This window comes from Nonomuraea turcica, from assembly GCF_030718205.1.
Classification (GTDB): Bacteria; Actinomycetota; Actinomycetes; order Streptosporangiales; family Streptosporangiaceae; genus Nonomuraea.
Map to the genome: position 1 here is coordinate 123,105 of NZ_JAUZQF010000002.1, position 20,882 is coordinate 143,986.

The window sequence follows — 20,882 nt, forward strand, 5'->3', positions numbered from 1 at the left end:
GATCATGCGGCTGCGGCCGGCCCCTTGTGCGCCCTGGGACGTCCAGCGTGGACCGGACTGTCCGGGCCGCAACTCCAGACCTTGATCAGCCGGTTGCGGGACCGTTCATCCCGGCTCGGGTGGGGACGTCCCTGGGGCCTGGCCTATGCCTACCTCGGCCGGGTCTTCCTCGTCGTGCTCACCAACCTCACCATGATCGAGCTCGGTGCGCTGTTCAGTGTCTCCGACTCCGCACTCTGCCGGTGATCGCCGATCTCGCTCCGCACCTGGCTACGCTGCGCGGCCCGCCGCCCACCGACAAGCAGCAGTCATCGGATCCTCGACGGCACCTTCACCCCGTCCACGACCACACCCGCACCGCGAAATCCAAGAACTACCGGCGCAGCGTCGTCTGGCGCCGCGGTACCCGCGTCGCCGATGAAGCGGGGATGGCCGGGGACCTCTGTGAAACGGTTTCGAGGTAGTCGACGACGTCGTTTCGGTTGCCCGGCGTTTCGGTTGCCCGGCCAGGTGTGGCGGACCGCGACCACCCGGCGGTGGCGGTGGCTCCGTGCTGGTCGCCCTCGGTATGGCCGTCTGTGGCTGGGGGCGCTGCTGCTGGGCCGCGATTCGGACGGCCACGGCGCGATCACGGCCTCCAGCGCGACTCACGTTCGGCCCAAAGCAGCTCTGAGCCGCTCGTACTCCACGCCGACGCCACCGGCAAAATCAGTTCCCACCGCGCATGCACTCTCAAGGCACCTCTCAGAGCACCCCGGCGCGGGCCGCGGCCAGGGCGGCGTCGGCGGCACGGTCGGCATCGTCCTCAGTCACCGGCTCGTGGGTGACGAACAAGCGGTAGTAGACCGGCGCCACCGCGACCCTGATCACTTCCCTCACGTCCACGACCTCCGGCAGCTCGCCCCGGGCGATCGCCCGCCGCACGATCTCGGCCGACTGATCGTGTCTGGCGACGAAGAACTCATGCAGCGCCCGGGCCGCCTCCGCGTTCTGCACGGCCGCGGCCACGAAGGCCGACGACACCGGGCCCAGCTCGGGATCGGCGAACCCGGTGCGTACGAGCTGGACGATGCCCCGCAGATCACCCTCGACCGTGCCGGTGTCGGGAATCGGCCAGGGCTCGTCCTTGGCCAGCTCGAGAGCATCGGAGATCAACCCCTCCACGCTGCCCCACCGCCTGTAGACGGTCGTCTTGTGCACGCCTGACCGCTCGGCCACCCGCTCGACCGTCAACCCCGGATATCCGTGCTCGACCAGCTCGGCCAGCGTGGCCTGCCGCACGGCGTCGCGTACCCGCGCGCTACGTCCCCCAGGACGCACGCCACTCGCTCCCAAAAACTACTCCAGTTGCGTTTGGTGCTCACCTATGGCAAGCTAACGCTACAATAGTTGCGATTGGAGTTCCAACCTGATTCACCTCCGAAGCACTTCCAATTCGCCGCTCCTGGCCGAGGAGCTGGAGCAGGCGCTCGATGGCTACCGCGGCACGCTAGTCGTGGTGTCGCACGACTGCACGTTCACGCGACGTTTCCGCGGCAGGACCATCCATCTCGCAGGGGGACGCATATGTTGACCATGATCGGCGCGGGCTCGCCGTACGGCATCGCCACGGGGTCAGACGGGGCCCTCTGGTTCACACTCGTCCACACGGGACGGATCGGCAGGCTGGTGCCCGGCCAGGAGCCAGTGATCCACCAGCTCGACCCGGGCGACGGGCAGCCGACCGTGATCGCGCGCGGACCCGACGGAGCGATGTGGTTCACAGAGGGAAAGGGCGGGCGGGTCTGCCGCATCACCGCCGACGGGCAGGTGACCTCGCACGCGGCGGGCTCGCCGTACGGAATCGCCGCCGGTCCGGATGGAGCCATGTGGTTCACGCAGTTGCAGGCCGGAAAGATCGGGCGGATCGGGGCCGATGGTGTGCTGACGGAGTTTCCGGTGCCGGTGGAGGGTGGTGGCATGCCTGCTTCCATCGCGGCGGGGCCGGACGGTGCCCTGTGGTTCACGCTCAACCAGGGCAACGCCGTCGGGCGGATCTCGCTGAGGGGTGAGGTGGTCGTGTATCCGCTTCCCACGGAGGGCGCCGGGCCGGTGGGGATCACGTGCGGGCCCGATGAGGCGTTGTGGTTCGTTGAGATCGGTGCTGGTCAGGTGGGGCGGATCGACGTGTCGGGGAAGATCGAGGAATTCCCGCTTCCCGACCAGGAGTCACGACCGCATGCGATCGTCGCCGGTCCCGACGGCGCCCTGTGGTTCACGGAGTGGGCCGCCGACCGCGTCGGGCGCATCACCACCGACGGCATCATCGAAGAGCATCCTCTTCCGCGGCTGCCGGAGAAAGGGGTGGCGGGAGAGGGTGACGGTGTCCGGAAGGCCGAGCCTCATGGGCTGACGGTGGGGCCTGACGGGGCGATCTGGGTGGCGCTGGAAGCCGGCGCCCTGGCTCGCCTCGACTGACCGAGCGCGGGCCGGGGAGCCGGGCGCCCCGGTCCGCCCTCAACACGAAGAAGCCGCCCTCCCCACACGGGAGGGCGGCGGTTCGGTTGGGCCTTAGACGTCCATGCACCACATCCAGCCGTGGCCCGAGACCCAGCAGCGGTACCACTCGTTAGGCATGGCCTGAGCAGGTGCGCTCGTCACCCCGATGGTGATGACGGTGGTCACGGCGAGAAGGGCCAGCGCCAAGGCTCTGCGGGCACCGCGGGACATGGATGACATACGAGTGCTCATGAGCATCATGCAACACGGAGCTTCTTGGAATCCTCTTGAGCCTGACTGGTCCCACCTGGGCCCAGGGTCGGGTCGCCTCGGTGCGCGTGGAGCCACCCTGTCCGGTTGGGCCGGTAGGTGCCTATGTGTCGGCTGCACCTGCACATGCGGGCCCCGGGTGGCATGGGCGGCGGCGGGCGGAGTTGACTATGGGCATGCATGCCATCATCGTCTCCGCCCCGGGCGGCCCAGAGGTTCTCGAATACGCCGAACGTCCCGATCCGGTCCCCGGTGACGGCGAGGTCGTCGTGGACGTCGCCGCCAGCGGCGTCAACTTCATCGACATCTACCACCGTTCCGGCGCCTACCCGCTCCCCCTCCCCACCACGATCGGCTCCGAGGGCGCGGGGACCGTGTCGGCCGTCGGGCCGGGGGTGCGGGACGTGGCCGTGGGCGACACCGTGGCCTGGGCCAGTGTGCTGGGCAGCTACACCGAGAAGGCCGTGGTCCCGGCCGATCGGGTGGTGCCGGTGCCGGACGGGGTGCCTGCCGAGGTGGCGGCCGCGGCGATGTTGCAGGGCCTGACCGCCCATTACCTGACGCACTCCACGTACGTGGTCAAGGAGGGCGACCAGGTCCTCATCCACGCCGGCGCGGGCGGCATGGGGCAACTGCTGATCCAGCTCGCCAAGCTCAAGGGCGCCAAGGTCTCCACGACAGTCTCCTCCAGCGAGAAGGAGAAACTGGCCCGCGAGGCCGGCGCGGACGAGGTGCTGCGATACGACAGCTTCGCCGAGGCGCTGCGCGGCACGATCGACGTCGTGTACGACGGCGTCGGCGCGACCACGTTCGACGGCGGGCTGGAGGCGCTGCGTCCGCGCGGCCTCATGGCCCTGTACGGCGCGGCCAGCGGCCCGGTGCCGCCGGTGGATCCGCAGACGCTCAACAAGCAGGGCTCGCTCTTCCTGACCAGGCCCACGCTCGTGCATTACATCGCCGAGCGCGCGGAGTTGCTCCAGCGCGCGTCCGACCTGTTCGGCTGGATCGCGTCCGGGCAGCTCACGATCAACGTCTCGCACCGCTACGCGCTGGCCGACGCGCGGCAGGCGCACGAGGATCTGGCGGCCCGCCGTACCACCGGAAAGCTGCTTCTCATACCCTGACGTCCATGGACATCGCGGGATCTGTCTGGTCGTTCGCCGCCGTGGTGGCTCTCCTCACGATCACCCCGGGCCTGGATACGGCTCTGATCCTGCGGACGTCGTTGGTGGCCGGGAGGCGGCCGGCCTGGGGGGTGACGCTGGGCATCCAGCTCGGCACGCTCCTCTGGGGTGTGCTGACCGCGGCGGGGCTGTCGGCACTGCTGGCGGCCTCGCAGCCGGCGTACACCGCGCTGCGCTGGGCGGGGGCGGCGTACCTGGTGTGGATGGGGCTGCGCATGGTCCTGACCAGGCACGACCCCCAGGAGTTGCCCGAGCAGCCGCAGGAGGTCGGGTTCGGGAAGGGGTTCGGGCGCGGGCTCATGACGAACCTGCTCAACCCCAAGGTCGGGGCGTTCTACGTGGCGATGTTGCCGCAGTTCATCCCGGACGAGGCGCCGCACGCGGTCATGGGGTTGCTGCTGGCGGGCGTGCACGTGGCCGAGGGGCTGGTGTGGAGCGCCGCGCTGATCGGGTTCGCGTCGCTGATGAGCGGCTTCTTGCGGTCCCCGAGGGTGCGGCGGTTCCTGGACCGGCTGACGGGGGTCGTGATCGTCGGGTTCGGCGTGCGGCTGGCCGTCAGCGACTGAACCCGTTGGGCCAGCCCAGGAGGCGGGCGCCGAGCACCGCGGTCTCCAGGGTGAAGCGCTGCGTGGGGTCGTCGGGTGAGAAGCCGGTCAGGCGGCGGATGCGTTCCAGCCGGTACGTCACCGCCCGCGTGCTGAGCCCCAACCGCCGCGCGGCGGCCGTCTGATTACCCTGCGAGGCGAAGATCGCCTCCAGCGTCTCCAGCAGCGGCTGGTGCCCGCCGCGCGCCTCGAGCAGCGGGCTCAGCACGCTGGTGACCAGGTCTTCGATGGCGCTCCTGTCCCGCAGCAGCACGGGGAACACCAGCAGGTCGGCGGCCTTGACCACGTCCGCGCGCAGGCCCAGCCCGTCCGCCAGCCCCAGGGCGTCGGCCGCCTCCCTGAAGGACGTCACCACGCCGCCGGGCCCCCGGTGCGCCCGGCCGACGCCGACCCGCCACCCGGCGGGGAAGCGGGTGCGTACGTGGTGGGTGAACTCCCCCACGGCGGCCGGCAACGTCGCGGGCGTCACGCACACCAGCAGCCCGTCGCGCACGGCGACCAGCACGTTGTGCGAGCCGAAGCGGGCGATCAGGTCACGCTCGATGCGTTCCTCGTCGCCGTCGCGCATGCCGCGGGCCACGGCGACCACGTACGACTCGGCCAGCCGCAGGCCGAAGTGCTCGGCCCGCTCGGCCAGCCGCTCGGCCCGCCCTTGGAGCAGGTCGTCCACGAACTGCCTGCGTGCCGCCTCCTCACCGCGGATGGCCGCAAGTTGCGCCTGCTCGTACCCCTCCATCAGCGCCGAGACCGATCGCCGTAACGCGGGCAGCACCGCAGGCAGGCCCTCGCCGGCGGCGAGCGCGGCGTCCACCAGCGCCCGCAGGGATATCCCCAGCTCGGCGGCGCGCGTGCCGGCGGCGCGGCAGGCGTCGAGCGCCGCGCGGTCCGGCGACCGGCCGGTCGCGGCGCAGTCGGCCAGTACTTGGCGATGCCCGCCGAGCAGGTCGGCGGGCATCTCGGAGATCGCCATCACACCCCTACGTCGCGCCTGTCGAAGGCGAGGACCGCGGTCAGCACGAGCACGGCCGTCGCGCCCGCCAGCACAAGGTAGTCGCCGACCGGCAGACCCTCAAAGAGCGGGCGGCCGTCCGCGTAGTAGTGGAACGGCGAGACCCACTTCAGCCAGGAGATCGCGTCCACGGACCGGCCGACGGTGATGACCATGTAGCCGGCCACGATCCATACGCCGACCACGGCCGAGGCGAACACCTTGCGCCCGGTGGCGGCGCCGACGGTCAGCGCCACGGTGCCGGAGAACAGCCCGAGCAGGAACACCCCGGTGTGCGCGGCCAGGAGTCGGTCGAACGGCACCCCGAGCTGGACGGACTCGCCCACCGCCCACACCACGGCCAGCGTCACCACGGCCACCGCCAGCAGGGCCACGACCAGCGCGGCGAACCGCTCCAGCACCAGCCGCTTGCGGTCCACCGGCAATGTGACGACCAGTTCCAGCGTGCCGGCCTCCTCCGGTTGCGCGATCGCCCGGTTGGCCAGCAACGTCGCGCACACGATGAACAACATCGGCACGAACAGCTGGTAGACGACCGACTGCAGGTATCCGGCGCCGACGCTCAGGTCACTCATACCGCCCATGAGGTCGCGCAGCGCGCCCGGGAACTTGGCCATGGCCTGGGCGTTGAACGTCGCGGGGTCCTGCCGGACGTTCTCGTAAATGCTCAGGTAGACGGTCAGGAACGCGCTGATGCCGATCGTCCACCAGATGAGCGCCCGCCGGTAGTCACGCAGACTCTTGGCGATCATGGTGCCGCTCCTCGTCGCTGTAGTAGGTGAGGAAGATCTCCTCCAGGTCCGGCTCCGCGCTGACCAGGTGCACCACGGTGAACCGGGCGGCCGCCTTGATCAGGGCGTCGGGGCGGCCGTCGATGGTGCAGCTCACGCTCGCGCCCTCCACCCGCAGGTCCCGCACGCCCGGCAGGTCCTCGAAGGCGGCGCGCGGCACGGGCGACTCGAAGTGCAGCTCGACGCGGCGCACCGCCTTCTCGCGCAGCGCCGTGACGTTCTCCACGGCCACGAGGCGGCCGTCGCGGACGATGCCGACCCGGTCGGAGACGCTCTCCACCTCGGCCAGCACGTGCGAGGACATGAGCACGGTGCGGCCCGAGGTGCGCACCTCCCGTACCAGGGCCAGGAACTCCTGCTGCACCAGCGGGTCCAGCCCGCCGGTCGGCTCGTCGAGGATGAGGAACTCGGGCTCGTGCATGAACGCCTGGATCAGCCCGACCTTCTGCTTGTTGCCCTTGGAGAGCTTGCGCATCGGCACGGACAGGTCGGCGTCGAACCGCTCGGCCAGCGCGTCGATGCGGGCGTCCGGCACGCCGCCGCGTACCCGGCCGAGGAAGCGCAGGTAGTCCCTGGCCCGGTCGCGGCCCTCCAGGGCCAGCTCGCCCGGCAGGTAGCCGATCCTGGAGCGGATCGCGGGCTCGCGCGGGTCGGCGCCGAGCACCCGTACCAGGCCCCGGGTGGGTCTGATCACGTCGAGCAGGAGCCTGATCGTCGTGGTCTTGCCGGCGCCGTTCGGCCCGAGGTAGCCGAAGATCTCGCCCGGCTGGATCTCGAGCGTGAGATCCTCCAGGCCCCGGCGTTTCCCGTAGTACTTGGTCAGCCCTTCGGCCTGCACCACTGCTGTCATGGCCGCATCGTCCCGCTCGCCACGCCGCCCGTCATCGGCTGGATCCGGCAGCCTGCGGGAGGTCTTTGCTTCCGGAGGGCGGCAACGAGAGGGTGGGAACGTGGAGACCGCGTTCGTGCTCGGTGGCGGCGGCGTGCTCGGCGCGCACGAGGTGGGCATGCTGCAGGCGCTCGACGAGGCGGGCATCAGGCCCGACCTCGTGGTGGGCACGTCGGTCGGCGCGCTCAACGGAGCGGTGATCGCCGCCGCTCCGGCCGAGGCCGTCGCCAGGCTGACGGGTTTGTGGCGTTCCGACATCGTCCGTACGGCTTTCGCCGGGTCGTGGGTGGCCCGGCTGTCGACGCTGGCCAGGACCGGCACCCACCTGCACCCGATGGGGCCGCTCAGGGACGTCCTGAGCGAGACGGTGCGGGTGTCGCGGATCGAGGACCTGGAGGTGCCGTTCCAGTGCGTGGCGGCGTCGGTGGAGCGGGCGGCGGCGCACTGGTTCACCAGCGGGCCGCTGGTGGAGGCGGTGCTGGCGTCGTGCGCGGTGCCCGGCCTGCTGCCGCCGGTCGTGATCGGCGGCGAGCACTTCTACGACGGCGGGCTGGTGCACAGCATTCCCGTCGGGCGGGCCGTGCACCTCGGGGCCAAGCGCGTGTACGTGCTGCACGTCGGCCGGATCGAGCGGCCGCTGTCGCCGCCCCGGCGGTTCTGGGAGGTAGGGCTGGTGGCGTTCGAGATCGCGCGGCGGCACCGCTTCGCCGAGGACATGGCCAGCCTGCCGCCCGGGGTGGAGGTGCACGTGCTGCCCACCGGGGTGACCGAGCCGCTCTCGCCGCTGCGCTACCGGGACCTGTCGCAGCTGTCGGCCTGCATCGAGCGGGCTTACGAAGCGTCTTCCCGCTACCTGGCCGACGGAGGAGGATGAGAGGAGACGTCAAGGGAGGCCGCGTTGCTCCCACCGCGCATCCTGCGCCGGCTCGTGCTGGCTCCGCTGGTCATCGTGGTGACCGTGTTCATGCTGGTCACCCTGCCGTTCTGGCTGGTCGTCACGGCAGCCGCGTCGCTTCGCCTGCCGCCGCCGCAGCGCAGGGGGCTCAGATTCGTGTGGTTCGGGGTGGCGTGGCTGACGCTGGAGTCGGCGGTGCTGATCGCCTGCCTGTGGTTGTGGGCGGCGGGCGGCGCCCGCCGCCAGGAGCGGCACTATGAGCTGATCAGGTGGTTCCTGTCCAAGGTGTACGCCGCCGCGGTGCGGATCTTCCGGCTGACCCTGGACGTCCAGGAGCCGGAGCCGACCGAGGCGGAGCAGGCCGCCCGGCTGACGCGGCCGGTCATCGTGTTGTCCCGGCACGCCGGCCCCGGCGACTCCTTCTTGCTGATTTATCACCTCTTGGCGCTCTACCGGCGGCGCCCCCGCATCGTCATGAAGGCCGCCCTCCAGTACGACCCCTCGCTCGACGTGGTGATCAACCGCCTGCCGAACGCATTCGTGCCCCGCAAGTCCGGGCAGCAGGGCGTCGTCGAGGAGATCCGGCGATTGGCCGCGACGATGGGCGACCAGGACGCGCTGGTGATCTTCCCGGAAGGCGGCAACTTCACCCCGCGCCGCCACCGGCTGGCGATCAGGCGGCTGGAGGAGAAGGGGCTGGCCGAGGAGGCGGAGCGGGCCCGCGGCATGGACCACCTGCTGCCGCCCCGCCCGAACGGCGCCATCGCCGCCATCGACGCCTGCCCGTCGGCGGACGTCGTGTTCGTCGCGCACACCGGACTCGACGACCTGGTCACGCTGGGGGACGTCTGGCGCAAGCTGCCCTTCAGCGCGCACATCACCGCCAAATGGTGGCGGGTGCCCGCCGCCCAGGTGCCGCGCACGCGCGAGGAGCGCGTTCGCTGGTTGTACGACCACTGGGAGCAGATCGACGCCTGGATCAGCGCCCAACGGCTCCCGGTGGGAGAAAAGGGACCTCAGGCGGGCCGTGCTGGATGAGGCGGAGTAGCGCGTCCGTGTCGAGGTGCCGCTCCACGAGGTCGCCGAGCGCGTCCAGCCGCTCCTCCCTGAGCGCGGCGAAGTCCGTCCCGGGAGCCGGGACGAAGTCGCGCCCCGCCCGCTCGGCCACGTCGGCCAGGAACGCGCGACGGAACGCGTCGTTCTCCATGGCGCCGTGCCACGTGGTCCCCCAGACGTCGCCGGCCCGGCAGCCGTCGAGGAACGGCTCGCCACCTTCTACCGTGGCCCGGCCGTGGTGGATCTCGTATGCCCGCACCGGGTGCCCGTAAGCGCTGCCCTCCGGCCGGGCGAGCCGTTTCTCCCCCTCGAACGCGACCCGTACGGGCAGCAGGCCGAGTCCTTCGACCGTGCCGGCGCCCGACTCGACGTGGTCGACGATCTCGCGCCCGAGCATCTGGAACCCGCCGCAGATCCCGAGCACGGGCCCCTTCCTGGCGATGATCGCCGCGGCCAGCCCCCGCGCCCGCAGCCAGGCCAGGTCGTCCACCGTGGCCCGCGACCCGGGCAGCACCACCAGGTCGGCGTCGTCCAGCTCGGCGGGCTCGCTCACGAAGCGCACCACGACGCCGGGCTCGGCGGCCAGCGCGTCCAGGTCGGTGAAGTTGGAGATCCGCGGCAGCCGCACCACCGCCACCCGCAGCGTCTGCCTGCCGTGCGGGGCGCGGGCGGCGACCCGGCGGCCGTCCAGGGCCAGGGAGTCCTCGACGTCCAGCCAGAGCCCGTCGAGCCAGGGCAGCACGCCGTACACCGGGCGCCCGGTCAGTTGCCTGAGCATGTCGAGCCCCGGCTCCAGCAGCTCCTTGGCGCCGCGGAACTTGTTGATGACAAATCCGGAAATGTGGGATTGGTCCTCGGCGTCGAGGAGGCCCACCGTGCCGTAGAAGGCGGCGAACACCCCTCCCCTGTCGATGTCGCCGACCACGACGACCGGCAGGCCGGCGGCCCTGGCCAGGCCCATGTTGGCGATGTCGCCGCGGCGCAGGTTGATCTCGGCCGGGCTGCCGGCGCCCTCGCACACCACCACGTCGTACTGCTCGCGTAGCCGGCCGAGCGCCTCCAGCGCCGCGGTCCGCAGCAGGTCCCTGAGCGTGCCGTACTCCATCGCGTCCACGTCCGCGACGGGCCGGCCCATGAGGACGACCTGGCTGCGGCGGTCGCTGCCGGGCTTGAGCAGGATCGGATTCATGTCCGCCACGGGCTCCAGGCCCGCGGCCTGCGCCTGCATCGCCTGGGCCCGGCCGATCTCGGCGCCCTCCGTGGTGACGTAGGAGTTGAGCGACATGTTCTGGGCCTTGAAGGGCGCGACGCGCACGCCCTGGCGGGCCAGCCAGCGGCAGATGCCGGCGGTGACCACGCTCTTGCCCGCGTCCGACGTGGTGCCCGCGACCAGCAATCCCCCGGTGACCATGGGATCACCGTACCGGGGGCGGACGTAGGAGGAGGCCGCCCGCGGCTTAGCCTGCGGACGGCCTCCTCGTCGGCGTCAGCCCTGCGGGCCGGGAGGGTTCTGGTCGTGGCCCCGGGGCCTGCCGCGCCGGGACGCGCCACCGTAGCGACGCTGCACCGCGTCGGTCCCTTTCTCGATGTGCCGGTCGTACTTGTGTCCGGTCCGCTCCTTCGCGAACCGCTCGACCCGGTCCAGCAGGTGATCGGCCTGCTTGGAGTGCCCTCTGGCGAAGCTCTCCGCTTTCCTCAGCCATTCCCCGATACGGCTCATGACCGTTCTCCCCGTTCTCGCGACTACCGCTCGCCCCTACCCGAGCGACCGGGACAATCACGGGGCCCGCCGGAGCCGGCTGCGGAGATCGCCGTCGGCGAGGCGCACCGCCTTGACCGGGGCTTTGCCGGTGATGACCTGCTGTTTTGCCTGGCGGAGCGGGTTTGGACGGGCCCTCGTGAGGCAGGGGACCTTCGTGACTGTCACGCTTGCGCTGGCGGGCGACACCATGCTCGGCCGCGGCGTGGCCGACCTGTTGGCTGCGTCCACGGATCCGGACGCGTACCTGTCGGACGGAGTCCGCGAGCACCTCGCCGAGGCCGACGCGATCGTGCTGAACCTCGAATGTTGCATCTCCGACCGTGGCAGCCCCTGGCTCTCGCCCGGCAAGCCGTTCCACTTCCGCGCGCCCCCGCAGGCCGCGGACCTGCTCGCCGAGGTCGGGGTCAGCTGCGTCACGCTGGCCAACAACCACGCGCTCGACTACGGCTACGACGCGTTGCTCGACACCCGCGCGCAGCTCGAACGCGTGGAGGTCCACGCGGTGGGCGCAGGCGCCGACGAGGCGCAGGCGCGGCAGCCGGTCGTCCTGTCCGTGCGGGGGCTGCGCATCGGCGTCATCGGCGCGACCGATCATCCGCTGGACTACGCGGCCCGCCCCGACCGGCCGGGCGTGGCCTACGCGGACCTGTCCTCCGGGGTGCCGTCCTGGCTGACGGACGCGGTGGCCGCGATGCGCGCGGAGGCGGACGCCGTGCTGGTGACGCCCCATTGGGGTCCCAACATGACGGCCGGTCCGCAGCCCTACATCAGCGCGGCCGCCGCGACCCTGGTCGATGCCGGAGCGAGCCTGGTCGCCGGCCACTCCGCGCACGTGGTGCACGGCCTCGCGCCGCCAGTCCTGTACGACATGGGTGACTTCCTCGACGACTACATCGTGGATCCCGAGCTGCGCAACGACCTGTCGTTCCTGTTCCTGGTGACGGTCGACGAGCTCGGCCCGGTGCGGTTGCGGGCCGTTCCGCTCAAGCTCGAGTACGCCCGGACCGTCCTGGCCGAAGGGGACGAACGCGCCTGGCTGGGCCGGCGCTTCACCAGCGCGTGCGCGGACTTCGGCGCCAGCGCCACTTGGGAGGACGGCCTGCTGACCGCGGACATGCGCTAACTGGAGTGCGTATGCCCGGCTTGGGTAGGTTTGATCTGGGGAAACGGGAAAAGGTCCCGTCATCGCGAGGGGGAGGTGATGTCACCGATGACCCGCGAGATGGAGAGTCATCCCGACATCATCCGTATGCGGGAAAGGTACGAGGTCGCCGCGGCCAATCCGGCCGTTCAACTGGCGGACGGGCTGACGCTGGTAGCCGGACTGTTCCTGGCGCTGTCGCCGTGGATCGTGGGATTCGTCAACCTCGGATCCCTCACCATGAACAACCTGGTCACCGGGATCGCCGTCGCGCTGCTGGCGCTGGGCTTCAGCTCGGCTTTCGGCCGCACGTACGGCATAGCCTGGACCGCCCCGCTCATCGGCCTGTGGACCATAGTGGCCCCGTGGCTGATCCGGGGAGAGGCCGCCACGGCCGGCGCGATCACCACCAACGTGATCGTCGGCGCCATCATCGCCGTCCTCGGCCTGGTCACCGTGGGCATGGGCATGACGAGAAGAAGGCGGTGAGAAACCTGTCCCGGGCCGGATGACCTCCGGCCCGGTCACGCGCGCACTCAACGGCGGGCGAACCTGGCCGTCCAAGGACCGGACAGATCGGTCTCAACCCAGGTCAGCATGTACGGCGGGAGCCGCAGATCCTTGTGCACCGCCACCACCTGCGCCCGGCCTTCCAACGCCTGACGGATGCGGGCAGGGAGTCGCTGTGCGAAGCGCTGGATGACTCCTTGCGAGTCGCAGCCGAGCAGGTAGCCGATCTGCACGCCGTTCTCCCCGTAGATCAGGCATGGCGGACGCACCCCCAGACTGCGAAGCTCCGCCGCGGCCCGGCCGATGTCGTCTCTGCCGTGACGGTTGCCGACTCCATGCCCGTAGGCGTACGCACCCTGGAGCCCCAGGTGCGCCAGCAGTCCGGCGATCACCGCCACCGCGACGAGGCGGCGCAGCCGCAGTCCCGCCACCGCCGCCTCCGCCACCGGCAACGACAGCAGCGCGTAGGCCGGCGTCAGAAAGCGCGGCGCCGCGTAGTCCACGTAGAACAGGTACGGCAGCGCCATCGCCACACCGGTGCCCGCGGCCAGGAGCATCGGAGGCAGCCGGTGCTCACGCCAAGCCGCCCACAGGCCGAGCGCGGCCATCAGGGGGATGGCCAGCCACCAGATGAGCGCCATCGGGGAGACCGGGCCACAGTCGGCGCCGAACCTGCACAGCGTGGGTCCGTCCAGCGCCCTGGCGTGCTCGAGGAACGACACGCTCCATCCCATGGCGTTGTGCTCGCCCGCGTCCCGCAGCCGGGTCGCGAACCCGCCGAAGCTCGCCTGCGCCTCGATCGCCCACTGGCCCCACCCCACAGCCAGACCGGCCACGATGGCGGCCAGCACGGCCGGCAGGCGGCGGGGCACCAGGGCGAGCGCCCCCACCGCCAGGGCCGCTGCGGCGACCAGCGCGTCGGATGGCCGCATCAACGACATGACGGCCAGCGTTGCCGCCAGCCCCACCGGTGCCGGCCGGGAACGCCCGGCCAGGACGAGGAAACCGGTGGCCGCGACGGCGGCCAGCGCGACGTACAGGTTGGGCATGGCCTGGTTGCCGTAGAACAACGTCAGCCAGCAGCCGCCGAACAGCAGGGCGGCCAGCGGCACCACATGATCGGCCCGCACCCGCAGCCAGACGTAGAACGCCCCGAACAGGGCCGCCACCGAGAGCACCGTCAGATACAGGCGCAGCACGAACACCGAATCGGTCACCGCCACCACGGGGGCGACCAGGAGCGGCACGCCCCGCGCCCGTGGTGCGCTGAACACGGCAGGCGGCGCGTGCGGGGCGACCTGGCTGGCGTACACGGCCTCGTCCCAGCCGATGCCCAGATACGGCGAGACGAGCAACAGCTGGGCCACGCCGTACAGGACGCTCACCCCCGCCAGCAGCACGACCGGGCGCACGGCGGGCTCGGGGGCGGCAAGGGCCGCGTCGGGGCGCGGGACCGTCACCGCGGGAGAACGACGCCACATGTCCACGACAACCCCCACAACCAGGGCCTGGGCGAACATATCCGCTGTTCACAGGGCATTTCGCCGGGCGGCCCACCACTGATCTGGAATCTGCTGGGTAGGGGTGCCCTGAAAATCCCATCCTTCTTCTCAGGGAGGCGAAAAAGAATGGGCACAACGCAAGGCAAGACGGTTCAGGACGTGATGCACCAGGGAGCGCAGTGCATCGGCGCGAGCGATAGCCTGCGCCGGGCCTCGCAGATGATGCGCGACCTGGGGGTCGGCGCGTTGCCGATCTGCGGTGACGACGACCGGCTCAAGGGCATCATCACCGACCGGGACATCGTGATCAAGTGCTGCGCCGAGGGCAAGGACCTCGACCGGACCACGGCAAGCGAGCTCGCCCACGGGCTGGTCTGGGTGGATGCCCACAGCAGCGTCGAAGAGGCGCTGCAGAAGATGGAGAAGCACCAGATCAAGCGCCTGCCGGTGATCGACAACCACCGGATCGTCGGTATGGTCAGCGAGTCGGACCTGGCGAAGGAACTGCCGGACAACAAGCTCGCCGAGTTCGTCCACCGGGTCTACGCGCCGTCGTGATACGGAGGTGCACCAGCACGTTCATCAACGGGTTGGTGCGCCCCGCAACCCCCCACTCCCCGAACGAGCGGCCTAGTGAGGCGTCTTCCCGAGGAGCTCGTGGGCCTTGGCCGCGTGATCGGAGTCGACGAGGACCTCGTACTTGTCGGCGACCAGGCCGGATTCCGAGACGAAGTCCCGGCGACCGCCGTGCACCGAGTGGGCGATCAGGCCGAAGATCGCTCCGGCCACCGCGCCCCACAGCAGCCCGTACAGCACCACGGCTATCTGCGGCATGGCCGTGGCCGTGAAGATCGCGAAGAACAGGCCGATGAGGAGCCCGAACCAGGCTCCGCTCAGCGCGCCCCAGCCGGCCGCACGCAGATACGTCATGCGCGCCACGACCTGCTCGATCGAGCGGAGCCCGACACCGACGATGAGCGTGCCCTTGACGGGGAACCCGTGGTCGGACAGGAAGTCGACGGTCTTCTGGGCTTCCTGGTAACTGCGATAGGTCGCGATCGGTTCCTTGTTGGTCGTGATGAGAGTCGACGACACCATGTGAGACACGGCTCCTCCTCTCCTCCCCATGCCAAGACATGCGGAGACGTCCTGTGCCTACAGTTTCGACCCTGCTCCTGGCGCTTCCCGGCCACATCCCCCAGACGTGTAGTCAGCCCCGTCTTCCTTCCCGCGCCCGGCCGGGGTCGACCCGCCCCTGCGCGACCGCGAGACGCGCGAGCTCGACGCGCGAGTTGATGCTCAGCTTGCGGTACACCTGCCGCAGGTGGAACGTGACCGTGTGCACGCTGATGAACATCTGCTCGGCGATCTGCCGGTTGGTCCACCCGTCCACGACCAGCAGGGAAACGGTGTGCTCGGTCTCGGTGAGACTGTCCCAGCCGGAGTCCGGCCGTTTGGCGGAGTTCCAGTGCCGGTGGCGTACCCCCATGCCGCGCAGCCGCTGCCGGATGCGGGCCGCGTCCCTGACGGATCCCGTCTCGACGTACCCCGCTAGGGCGCGGTCCAGGCTGCCGGCCGCCTCCTCACGTTGCCCGGCCTTCTCGAGCGCCACGCCGAGATCCTCCTCCGCGGAGGCTCGCGCCCACGTGTCCACGGCCTGCCCGGCGGCCAGCGCGAGAGCGTCCCGGTCGCCGTCGAGCAGGCCCCGGGCGTGCGCGGCAGACGCGGCGAGCGCGGGGAACCCCGTGTTGGCCCGGCTGATTGCTTCCGCCGTGGCGGCGGCGGACTCGGCCGCCGATCGGTCGCCCGCGCCGAGCGCGACCCTCACCAGCCACGGGGCGGCCGTCGGCTCCATGGCGAGCGCCAGCGGGCAGGAGAGGCCGGCGAGCAGGGTCATGGCGCTATGGGGGCCGTCGCGGGCCTCGGTGATCTGCGCGGCCAGCAGGGCGTGGCGGGTACGTGACTCGAGCGATCCCTCAGGCGGCTCGGCGACCTGTCGTGCCGCCTCGCGCAGGTCGCCACGCCGCAGCGCCACGGCGGCCAGCACAACGCCTGCCGCCGTGCCGGCTGGCGTGCCTGCCGCCGTGCCAGGCGCCATGCCTGCCGCCGTGCCAGGCGCCATGCCTGCCACCGTGCCAGGCGCCATGCCAGCCGCCATGCCAGCCGCCGAGCCGGGCGCCGAGCCAGCCGCCATGCCAGCCGCCATGCCGGGCGCCGTGCCGGGCGCCGAGCCGGGCGCCGAGCCTGCCGCCGTGCCAGCCGCCATGCCAGCCGCCGTGCCGGGCGCCGAGCCTGCCGCCATGCCAGCCGCCGTGCCGGGCGCCGAGCCTGCCGCCATGCCAGCCGCCGTGCCGGGCGCCGAGCCTGCCGCCGTGCCGGGCGCCGTATCTGCCACCGAGCGTGCCACCGTGGCAGTCAGGGGCGTGTCGAGCGCTCCGGCGAGGTCCAGCGCGCGCTCGGCCTCGCCTGCCGCGCTGTCGAGCCGGCCCGCGGCCAGCTCGGCCCGGGCTTCCAGCGCCGAGGCGTCCGCGGCCCAGGCCAAATGGCCGCCGGCGAACATCTCTTTGCGTGCCTGCCGGAGCATGGCCCTGGCCTCGTCGAGCCGGCGGACGTCCGTGAGCATGGCGGCCGTGGTGAGGCGCACTTCGTAGCGGTCGCCCTCCTTCAGCCGGCCGGCGTCCTCGGCCAGCGCCAGCGCGTCCGCGAACCGGCCTTCCTCCCGTGCGGCCGTGGCGAGGGCGATCAGCGCGGCGGCCGTGGCCGCAGGACCGTGCCGGGACCGCTCCTCGACGACCTCGCTCGCGTACGCCGCCGCGGCACCGCCGCTTCGCTGCCGCGTGACGGCGTACAGCCGGACGAGGATGGCCCGGTCGCGGACGTGCTGGGGCAGGCCGGGAACGGCCAGCACCGTCTCGGCCTCCCTGACCGCCTCCTCACCCCGCCCGCTCAGGTACATGATCTCCGACAGCAGGGATCGCAGCTCGGCCATGCCGGGCACGGTGCCGGACTCGGGCACGTCGGGCACGGTGCCGGACTCGGACACGTCGGGCACGGTGCCGGACTCGGACACGTCGGGCACGGTGCCGGACTCGGACACGTCGGGCACGGTGCCGGACTCGGACACGTCGGGCACGGTGCCGGACTCGGACACGTCGGGTACGGTGCCGGACTCGGACACGTCGGGCACGGTGCCGGACTCGGACACGTCGGGTACGGTGCCATGATCGGCGAGGCGCCTCCTGACCACCCGCTCGGCCTCCCGCAGCCGCCCTGCGGCGATCGCGGACTCCATGGCGGCGACGGCCGGTCCCGCCGCGGCGACCGTCTCCTCGACCAGGCCGAACTGCTCATGCAGCGCCTGCCGCACGGGCGGCGGGACCCACGCGGCGACGACGTCCCCGACCAGTTCGTGGCGGAAGGCGAGGCCGTGCGCGGTCACGACGAGGACTCCCGCCGCCGTGGACTCCTCCATCGCCGGGAGCAGCGCGGCCGGCGTGGTGCCCAGCAGCGACGCGGCGTGCTGGAGCGACAGCGAGCCGCCGAGCACCGCGGCAGTCTCCACCAGGCTCCTGGCCTCCGCGCTCAGCGGGTGGATCCAGCTCCGCACCACGGCTCGCAGCCGGGCCGGCGGGGGCGCGCCCGGCCCGGCCGTCCCGAGCAGGCCTTCGTCGCGCAGTCCGGCGAGGAGTTCGATGATCAGCATCGGATTGCCACCGGCGGTCGCCACGAGTGCCCGCGTGGCCGCGTCGGGACGTTCCCCGAGGGTGTCCGCGGCCAGCGCCGTGGCGGCGTCCGGGGAGAGCGGGGGGAGTGTCGTCCGCGCGGCTCCATGCCGCTCCAGCAGGTCGAACAGCGAGGCCGCAGGACCGGCTCGCACCGCGGTCGAGCGGCTCAGCAACCAGCCGACCGGCTGGCCGGCGAGGAGGCCGTGCAGGGTGTGGAGGGTTTTCAGCGTGGCCGGGTCCGCGCGTTGCAGGTCGTCGAGTACGGCCAGGACCGGCGCCCTGGCGTGGAAGGCCGTCTTCAGCCGGTCCAGCAGCCGCGTTCCCGACCCGACGGGCGCGGCGTCGTCGGGTTCGGCGCCCAGCTCGAGCGCCTCCAGCAGCACGCCGCACGGAACGAGCTCCCCCAACTCCGCCACGCCGCTCCGCACCACGGCGATGCCCCGTGCGGAGGCCGCGGCGGCGGCCTCGCCGAGCAGTCGGCTCTTGCCCGCGCCCGGCTCGCCGTCGACCAGGAGGGTCCCGCCACGCCGTCGCAGCACGCGCAGCAGGCCGTCGACGTGGCGCCATTCACGTTCGCGTCCCCGCATGTCGCTGCCTCCGATGAAGCGCTTTCCTGGACCGGTACGGGAAAATCTCATGCCTCTCAAGATCTTTCACACCCGTGGGACTACGTACCTGGGGGATGTGGCATCGGCGCGGTCGAAACGAGCGGATGCCGGGCAGCCTCTTTTTCTCTAATCTGTCGTCATGAAAGACCCGGAGAACAAAGTCGCCGTCATCACCGGCGCGGCGAGCGGCATCGGGCGGGGAATGGCCGAGGCATTCGCCGCAGTGGGGATGCGTGTGGTGCTGAGCGACGTGGAGGAGCCCGCACTTTACGCCGCGGCGGCCGAGCTGCGCGATGGGGGCGCCGACGTGCACGCCGTGCCGGCCGACGTCTCACAAGCGCCTGACGTCGCCGCGCTCGCCGAGTCCGCGCTACGGAAATACGGCACCGTCAACGTATTGTGCAACAACGCGGGCATCCACACCGGCAGCAGGCCGAGCTGGGAGAGCACGCTCGACGACTGGGCGTGGATTCTCGGCGTGAACTTGATGGGCGTCGTGCACGGAATCCGCACCTTTCTCCCCGTCATGATCGAGCAAGGCGAGGATGCGCACATCGTCAACACCGCGTCCATAGCGGGTCTGCTGACGGGCGGCTCGTTGTACGGCGTATCAAAATCGGCCGTCATCGCATATTCAGAAACCGTTCATTTGGAACTCATCGGCGGCGGCTTCAAACCGCGCATATCGGTGCTGTGCCCCGGCGTGGTCAGCACGAACATCTTCAATTCTCACCGCAATCGGCCGGCCAGATTCGCCGAGGCCGGCCCGTTTCCGACCGGCTGGTCCGAAGACGCCGCCCGGCAGGGGTTCGCGCTCGGCCTCAGCCCGCGAACCATTGGCGAGGAGGTGCTGCAGGCGATTCGCGAGGAGCGTTTCTACATCCTGACGCATCCCGAATACGCCGGACACATCGAGCACCGGATGACGCAGATACTTCACGGCGAAAACCCGACGCTGCTGCCCATGCCGGGCAGCTGATCGGCGGGCTGGACAACCTTTCGCCCGGCATGATCACAATGAGGTTCCTTCTCCGCCATGAAGGGCGGTCCATGAACGTCCGCGACCCGCTCACCGGCCGGATCGAGCGGCCGCTCGATCCGGTCCCGCCCGACCGGCTCGCCGCCGTCGCGGCGGAGCTGCGCGCGATGACCCCGGCCTGGCGCGACGCCGACCGCGGCACGCCGCTGTCGCGGTTCGGCGCCGCGCTCGCCGCCGACGACGAGTTGCTCGCCGCGCTGGTGGCCGACACCGGCAGGGTGGCGGAGTCGCTGCTGGAGCGGCAGGTCGTGGCCGGCCTGATCGACCGGTGGGTACGCCAGGCGCCCGCCCTGCTGGCGCCGCCTGCCGAGTTTCCCGCCTCGTTGCCCGGCGTGGTCGTGGGCGGCGACGCGGTGCCGTACGAGCTGGTCGGGGCGATCACCCCGTGGAACTTCCCGCTGCTGCTCGGCCTCATCGACGCCGTGCCCGCGCTGGCCGCCGGGTGCGCGGTGGTGGTCAAGCCGAGCGAGGTGACCCCCAGGTTCATCGAGCCGCTGATGCGGCTGGTGCCTGACGGGTTGCCGCTGCGGGTCGTCGAGGGCGACGGCGCGACGGGGGCGGCGCTGGTGGATCTGGTGGACGCCGTGGTGTTCACCGGCAGCGTGCCGACCGGGCGGCTGGTGGCGCAGGCCGCCGCCCGCGCGTTCGTGCCGGCGTACCTGGAGCTTGGCGGAAAGGATCCGGCGATCGTGCTGGCCGGAGCGGACCTCGACCGGGCGGCCTCGGCGATCCTGTGGGGCGGCACCGCCAACGCCGGGCAGTCCTGCCAGTCCATCGAACGCGTCTACGTGGCCAGGGAGGTCCACGACGAGTTCTTGGCCCTGCTCGTGGGCAAGGCCGCCCAGGTCGGCCTGACCTGCGAGGGCGGGCCGATCGGGCCGATCATCGCGCCTGAGCAGCCGGACGTGCTCGCCGCGCACCTCGCCGATGCCGTGGCCAAGGGTGCGATCATGCACACGGGCGGGGCGATCGAGCGGCACGGCGGCGGCCACTGGTGCCGTCCGACCGTGTTGTCCAGGGTCGATCACACGATGCTGGTGATGACGGAGGAGACGTTCGGCCCGCTGCTGCCGGTCATGGCCGTGGACGGCGTGGATGAGGCGGTCGCGCTGGCCGACGACTCGGTGTACGGGCTGTCGGCCGCGGTCTTCGCCGCCACCGAGGAGCAGGCCAGGGCCGTGGCGGCCCGGCTGCACGCCGGGGCGGTCAGCGTCAACGACGCCTCGCTGACCGCGCTCGTGCACGAGGGCGAGAAGCACTCCTTCCGGCTGTCCGGGCTCGGCGGCTCCCGCATGGGCCCCGCCTCCATCAGCCGGTTCCTGCGCCGCCGCGCCTTCCTGGTCAACCGATCCGACGCCGCCGACCCGTGGTGGCACGCGACGAAGGAGTGAACCGGATGGGACTGCGCGCGGACTTGC

At 71.4% G+C, this 20,882-nt stretch carries 20 protein-coding genes; 11 read left to right on the forward strand and 9 right to left on the reverse strand.

The window, feature by feature from the left end:
* The first annotated feature begins 93 nt into the window (after positions 1 to 93).
* A complete protein-coding gene (locus Q9G87_RS06315; protein WP_305915246.1) occupies positions 94 to 246 on the forward strand; it encodes a hypothetical protein in 153 nt (50 codons plus the stop codon).
* A 498-nt stretch (positions 247 to 744) separates the two neighbouring features.
* Here the strand turns inward: Q9G87_RS06315 and Q9G87_RS06320 are convergent, their stop codons facing one another.
* The gene (locus Q9G87_RS06320) at positions 745 to 1,320 is read right to left on the reverse strand and encodes a TetR/AcrR family transcriptional regulator (RefSeq protein WP_305915247.1); all 576 of its coding nucleotides are present in this window, start codon (positions 1,318 to 1,320) and stop codon (positions 745 to 747) included.
* Between the two features lie 246 nt (positions 1,321 to 1,566).
* On the opposite strand from Q9G87_RS06320, the gene Q9G87_RS06325 reads away from it, so the two are divergent.
* From Q9G87_RS06325 to Q9G87_RS06335, 3 genes are all read left to right on the forward strand, one after another.
* A complete protein-coding gene (locus tag Q9G87_RS06325) occupies positions 1,567 to 2,457 on the forward strand; it encodes a Vgb family protein (RefSeq protein WP_452448751.1) in 891 nt (296 codons plus the stop codon).
* A 467-nt stretch (positions 2,458 to 2,924) separates the two neighbouring features.
* Positions 2,925 to 3,872 (forward strand): quinone oxidoreductase family protein, encoded by a 948-nt coding sequence (locus tag Q9G87_RS06330; protein WP_305915721.1) that lies wholly within the window; start codon positions 2,925 to 2,927, stop codon positions 3,870 to 3,872.
* 5 nt (positions 3,873 to 3,877) lie between these two features.
* On the forward strand, positions 3,878 to 4,498 hold the full coding sequence (locus Q9G87_RS06335) for a LysE family translocator (RefSeq protein WP_305915248.1): 621 nt from the start codon (positions 3,878 to 3,880) through the stop codon (positions 4,496 to 4,498).
* Here Q9G87_RS06335 and Q9G87_RS06340 read toward each other — a convergent pair.
* Genes Q9G87_RS06340 through Q9G87_RS06350 form a run of 3 tightly spaced genes read right to left on the reverse strand, consistent with a single transcriptional unit; the run spans position 4,488 to position 7,187 of the window.
* Complete coding sequence (locus Q9G87_RS06340) at positions 4,488 to 5,507, reverse strand: PucR family transcriptional regulator (RefSeq protein ID WP_305915249.1); 1,020 nt, start codon at positions 5,505 to 5,507, stop codon at positions 4,488 to 4,490. The genes Q9G87_RS06335 and Q9G87_RS06340 overlap by 11 nt on opposite strands.
* Positions 5,507 to 6,298, reverse strand: coding sequence for an ABC transporter permease subunit (locus Q9G87_RS06345; protein ID WP_305915250.1), 792 nt, complete (start codon positions 6,296 to 6,298; stop codon positions 5,507 to 5,509). Before Q9G87_RS06345 ends, Q9G87_RS06340 begins: the two co-directional genes overlap by 1 nt.
* Entirely contained in the window at positions 6,276 to 7,187 is a 912-nt protein-coding gene (locus Q9G87_RS06350) for an ABC transporter ATP-binding protein (protein ID WP_305915251.1), read from the reverse strand. The genes Q9G87_RS06345 and Q9G87_RS06350 overlap by 23 nt, the downstream gene beginning before the upstream one ends.
* Positions 7,188 to 7,287: 100 nt before the next feature.
* Between Q9G87_RS06350 and Q9G87_RS06355 the strand changes: the two genes are divergently transcribed.
* Together Q9G87_RS06355 and Q9G87_RS06360 are read left to right on the forward strand one after the other, a co-directional pair.
* Positions 7,288 to 8,100: a patatin-like phospholipase family protein gene (locus Q9G87_RS06355; RefSeq protein ID WP_305915252.1), complete on the forward strand. Its 813-nt coding sequence runs from the start codon at positions 7,288 to 7,290 to the stop codon at positions 8,098 to 8,100.
* A gap of 24 nt (positions 8,101 to 8,124) precedes the next feature.
* Positions 8,125 to 9,159, forward strand: a complete 1,035-nt coding sequence (locus Q9G87_RS06360) for a 1-acyl-sn-glycerol-3-phosphate acyltransferase (protein WP_305915253.1) — start codon at positions 8,125 to 8,127, stop codon at positions 9,157 to 9,159.
* Here the strand turns inward: Q9G87_RS06360 and Q9G87_RS06365 are convergent.
* Together Q9G87_RS06365 and Q9G87_RS06370 are read right to left on the reverse strand one after the other, a co-directional pair.
* Positions 9,101 to 10,588 carry a cobyric acid synthase gene (locus tag Q9G87_RS06365; RefSeq protein WP_305915254.1) on the reverse strand — a complete coding sequence of 496 codons (1,488 nt, stop codon included), beginning with the start codon at positions 10,586 to 10,588 and terminating at the stop codon, positions 9,101 to 9,103. The genes Q9G87_RS06360 and Q9G87_RS06365 overlap by 59 nt on opposite strands.
* A gap of 75 nt (positions 10,589 to 10,663) precedes the next feature.
* Complete coding sequence (locus tag Q9G87_RS06370) at positions 10,664 to 10,897, reverse strand: antitoxin (RefSeq protein ID WP_305915255.1); 234 nt, start codon at positions 10,895 to 10,897, stop codon at positions 10,664 to 10,666.
* 196 nt (positions 10,898 to 11,093) lie between these two features.
* On the opposite strand from Q9G87_RS06370, the gene Q9G87_RS06375 reads away from it, so the two are divergent.
* A complete protein-coding gene (locus Q9G87_RS06375; protein ID WP_305915256.1) occupies positions 11,094 to 12,062 on the forward strand; it encodes a CapA family protein in 969 nt (322 codons plus the stop codon).
* Positions 12,063 to 12,149: 87 nt separating this feature from the next.
* Positions 12,150 to 12,569: an SPW repeat protein gene (locus Q9G87_RS06380; RefSeq protein WP_305915257.1), complete on the forward strand. Its 420-nt coding sequence runs from the start codon at positions 12,150 to 12,152 to the stop codon at positions 12,567 to 12,569.
* 47 nt (positions 12,570 to 12,616) lie between these two features.
* On the opposite strand, the gene Q9G87_RS06385 is transcribed toward Q9G87_RS06380, so the two are convergent.
* The gene (locus tag Q9G87_RS06385) at positions 12,617 to 14,077 is read right to left on the reverse strand and encodes a hypothetical protein (protein ID WP_305915258.1); all 1,461 of its coding nucleotides are present in this window, start codon (positions 14,075 to 14,077) and stop codon (positions 12,617 to 12,619) included.
* A 141-nt stretch (positions 14,078 to 14,218) separates the two neighbouring features.
* Between Q9G87_RS06385 and Q9G87_RS06390 the strand changes: the two genes are divergently transcribed.
* Positions 14,219 to 14,650 carry a CBS domain-containing protein gene (locus tag Q9G87_RS06390; RefSeq protein ID WP_305915259.1) on the forward strand — a complete coding sequence of 144 codons (432 nt, stop codon included), beginning with the start codon at positions 14,219 to 14,221 and terminating at the stop codon, positions 14,648 to 14,650.
* 72 nt (positions 14,651 to 14,722) lie between these two features.
* On the opposite strand, the gene Q9G87_RS06395 is transcribed toward Q9G87_RS06390, so the two are convergent.
* Complete coding sequence (locus Q9G87_RS06395; protein ID WP_305915260.1) at positions 14,723 to 15,190, reverse strand: general stress protein; 468 nt, start codon at positions 15,188 to 15,190, stop codon at positions 14,723 to 14,725.
* Positions 15,191 to 15,302: 112 nt separating this feature from the next.
* On the reverse strand, positions 15,303 to 18,455 hold the full coding sequence (locus Q9G87_RS06400; RefSeq protein WP_305915261.1) for a LuxR family transcriptional regulator: 3,153 nt from the start codon (positions 18,453 to 18,455) through the stop codon (positions 15,303 to 15,305).
* A 109-nt stretch (positions 18,456 to 18,564) separates the two neighbouring features.
* On the opposite strand from Q9G87_RS06400, the gene Q9G87_RS06405 reads away from it, so the two are divergent.
* Both Q9G87_RS06405 and Q9G87_RS06410 read left to right on the forward strand, forming a co-directional pair.
* Positions 18,565 to 19,404: an SDR family NAD(P)-dependent oxidoreductase gene (locus Q9G87_RS06405; RefSeq protein WP_305915262.1), complete on the forward strand. Its 840-nt coding sequence runs from the start codon at positions 18,565 to 18,567 to the stop codon at positions 19,402 to 19,404.
* A 71-nt stretch (positions 19,405 to 19,475) separates the two neighbouring features.
* Positions 19,476 to 20,855, forward strand: coding sequence for an aldehyde dehydrogenase family protein (locus Q9G87_RS06410; protein WP_305915263.1), 1,380 nt, complete (start codon positions 19,476 to 19,478; stop codon positions 20,853 to 20,855).
* The last annotated feature ends 27 nt before the right edge of the window (positions 20,856 to 20,882 follow it).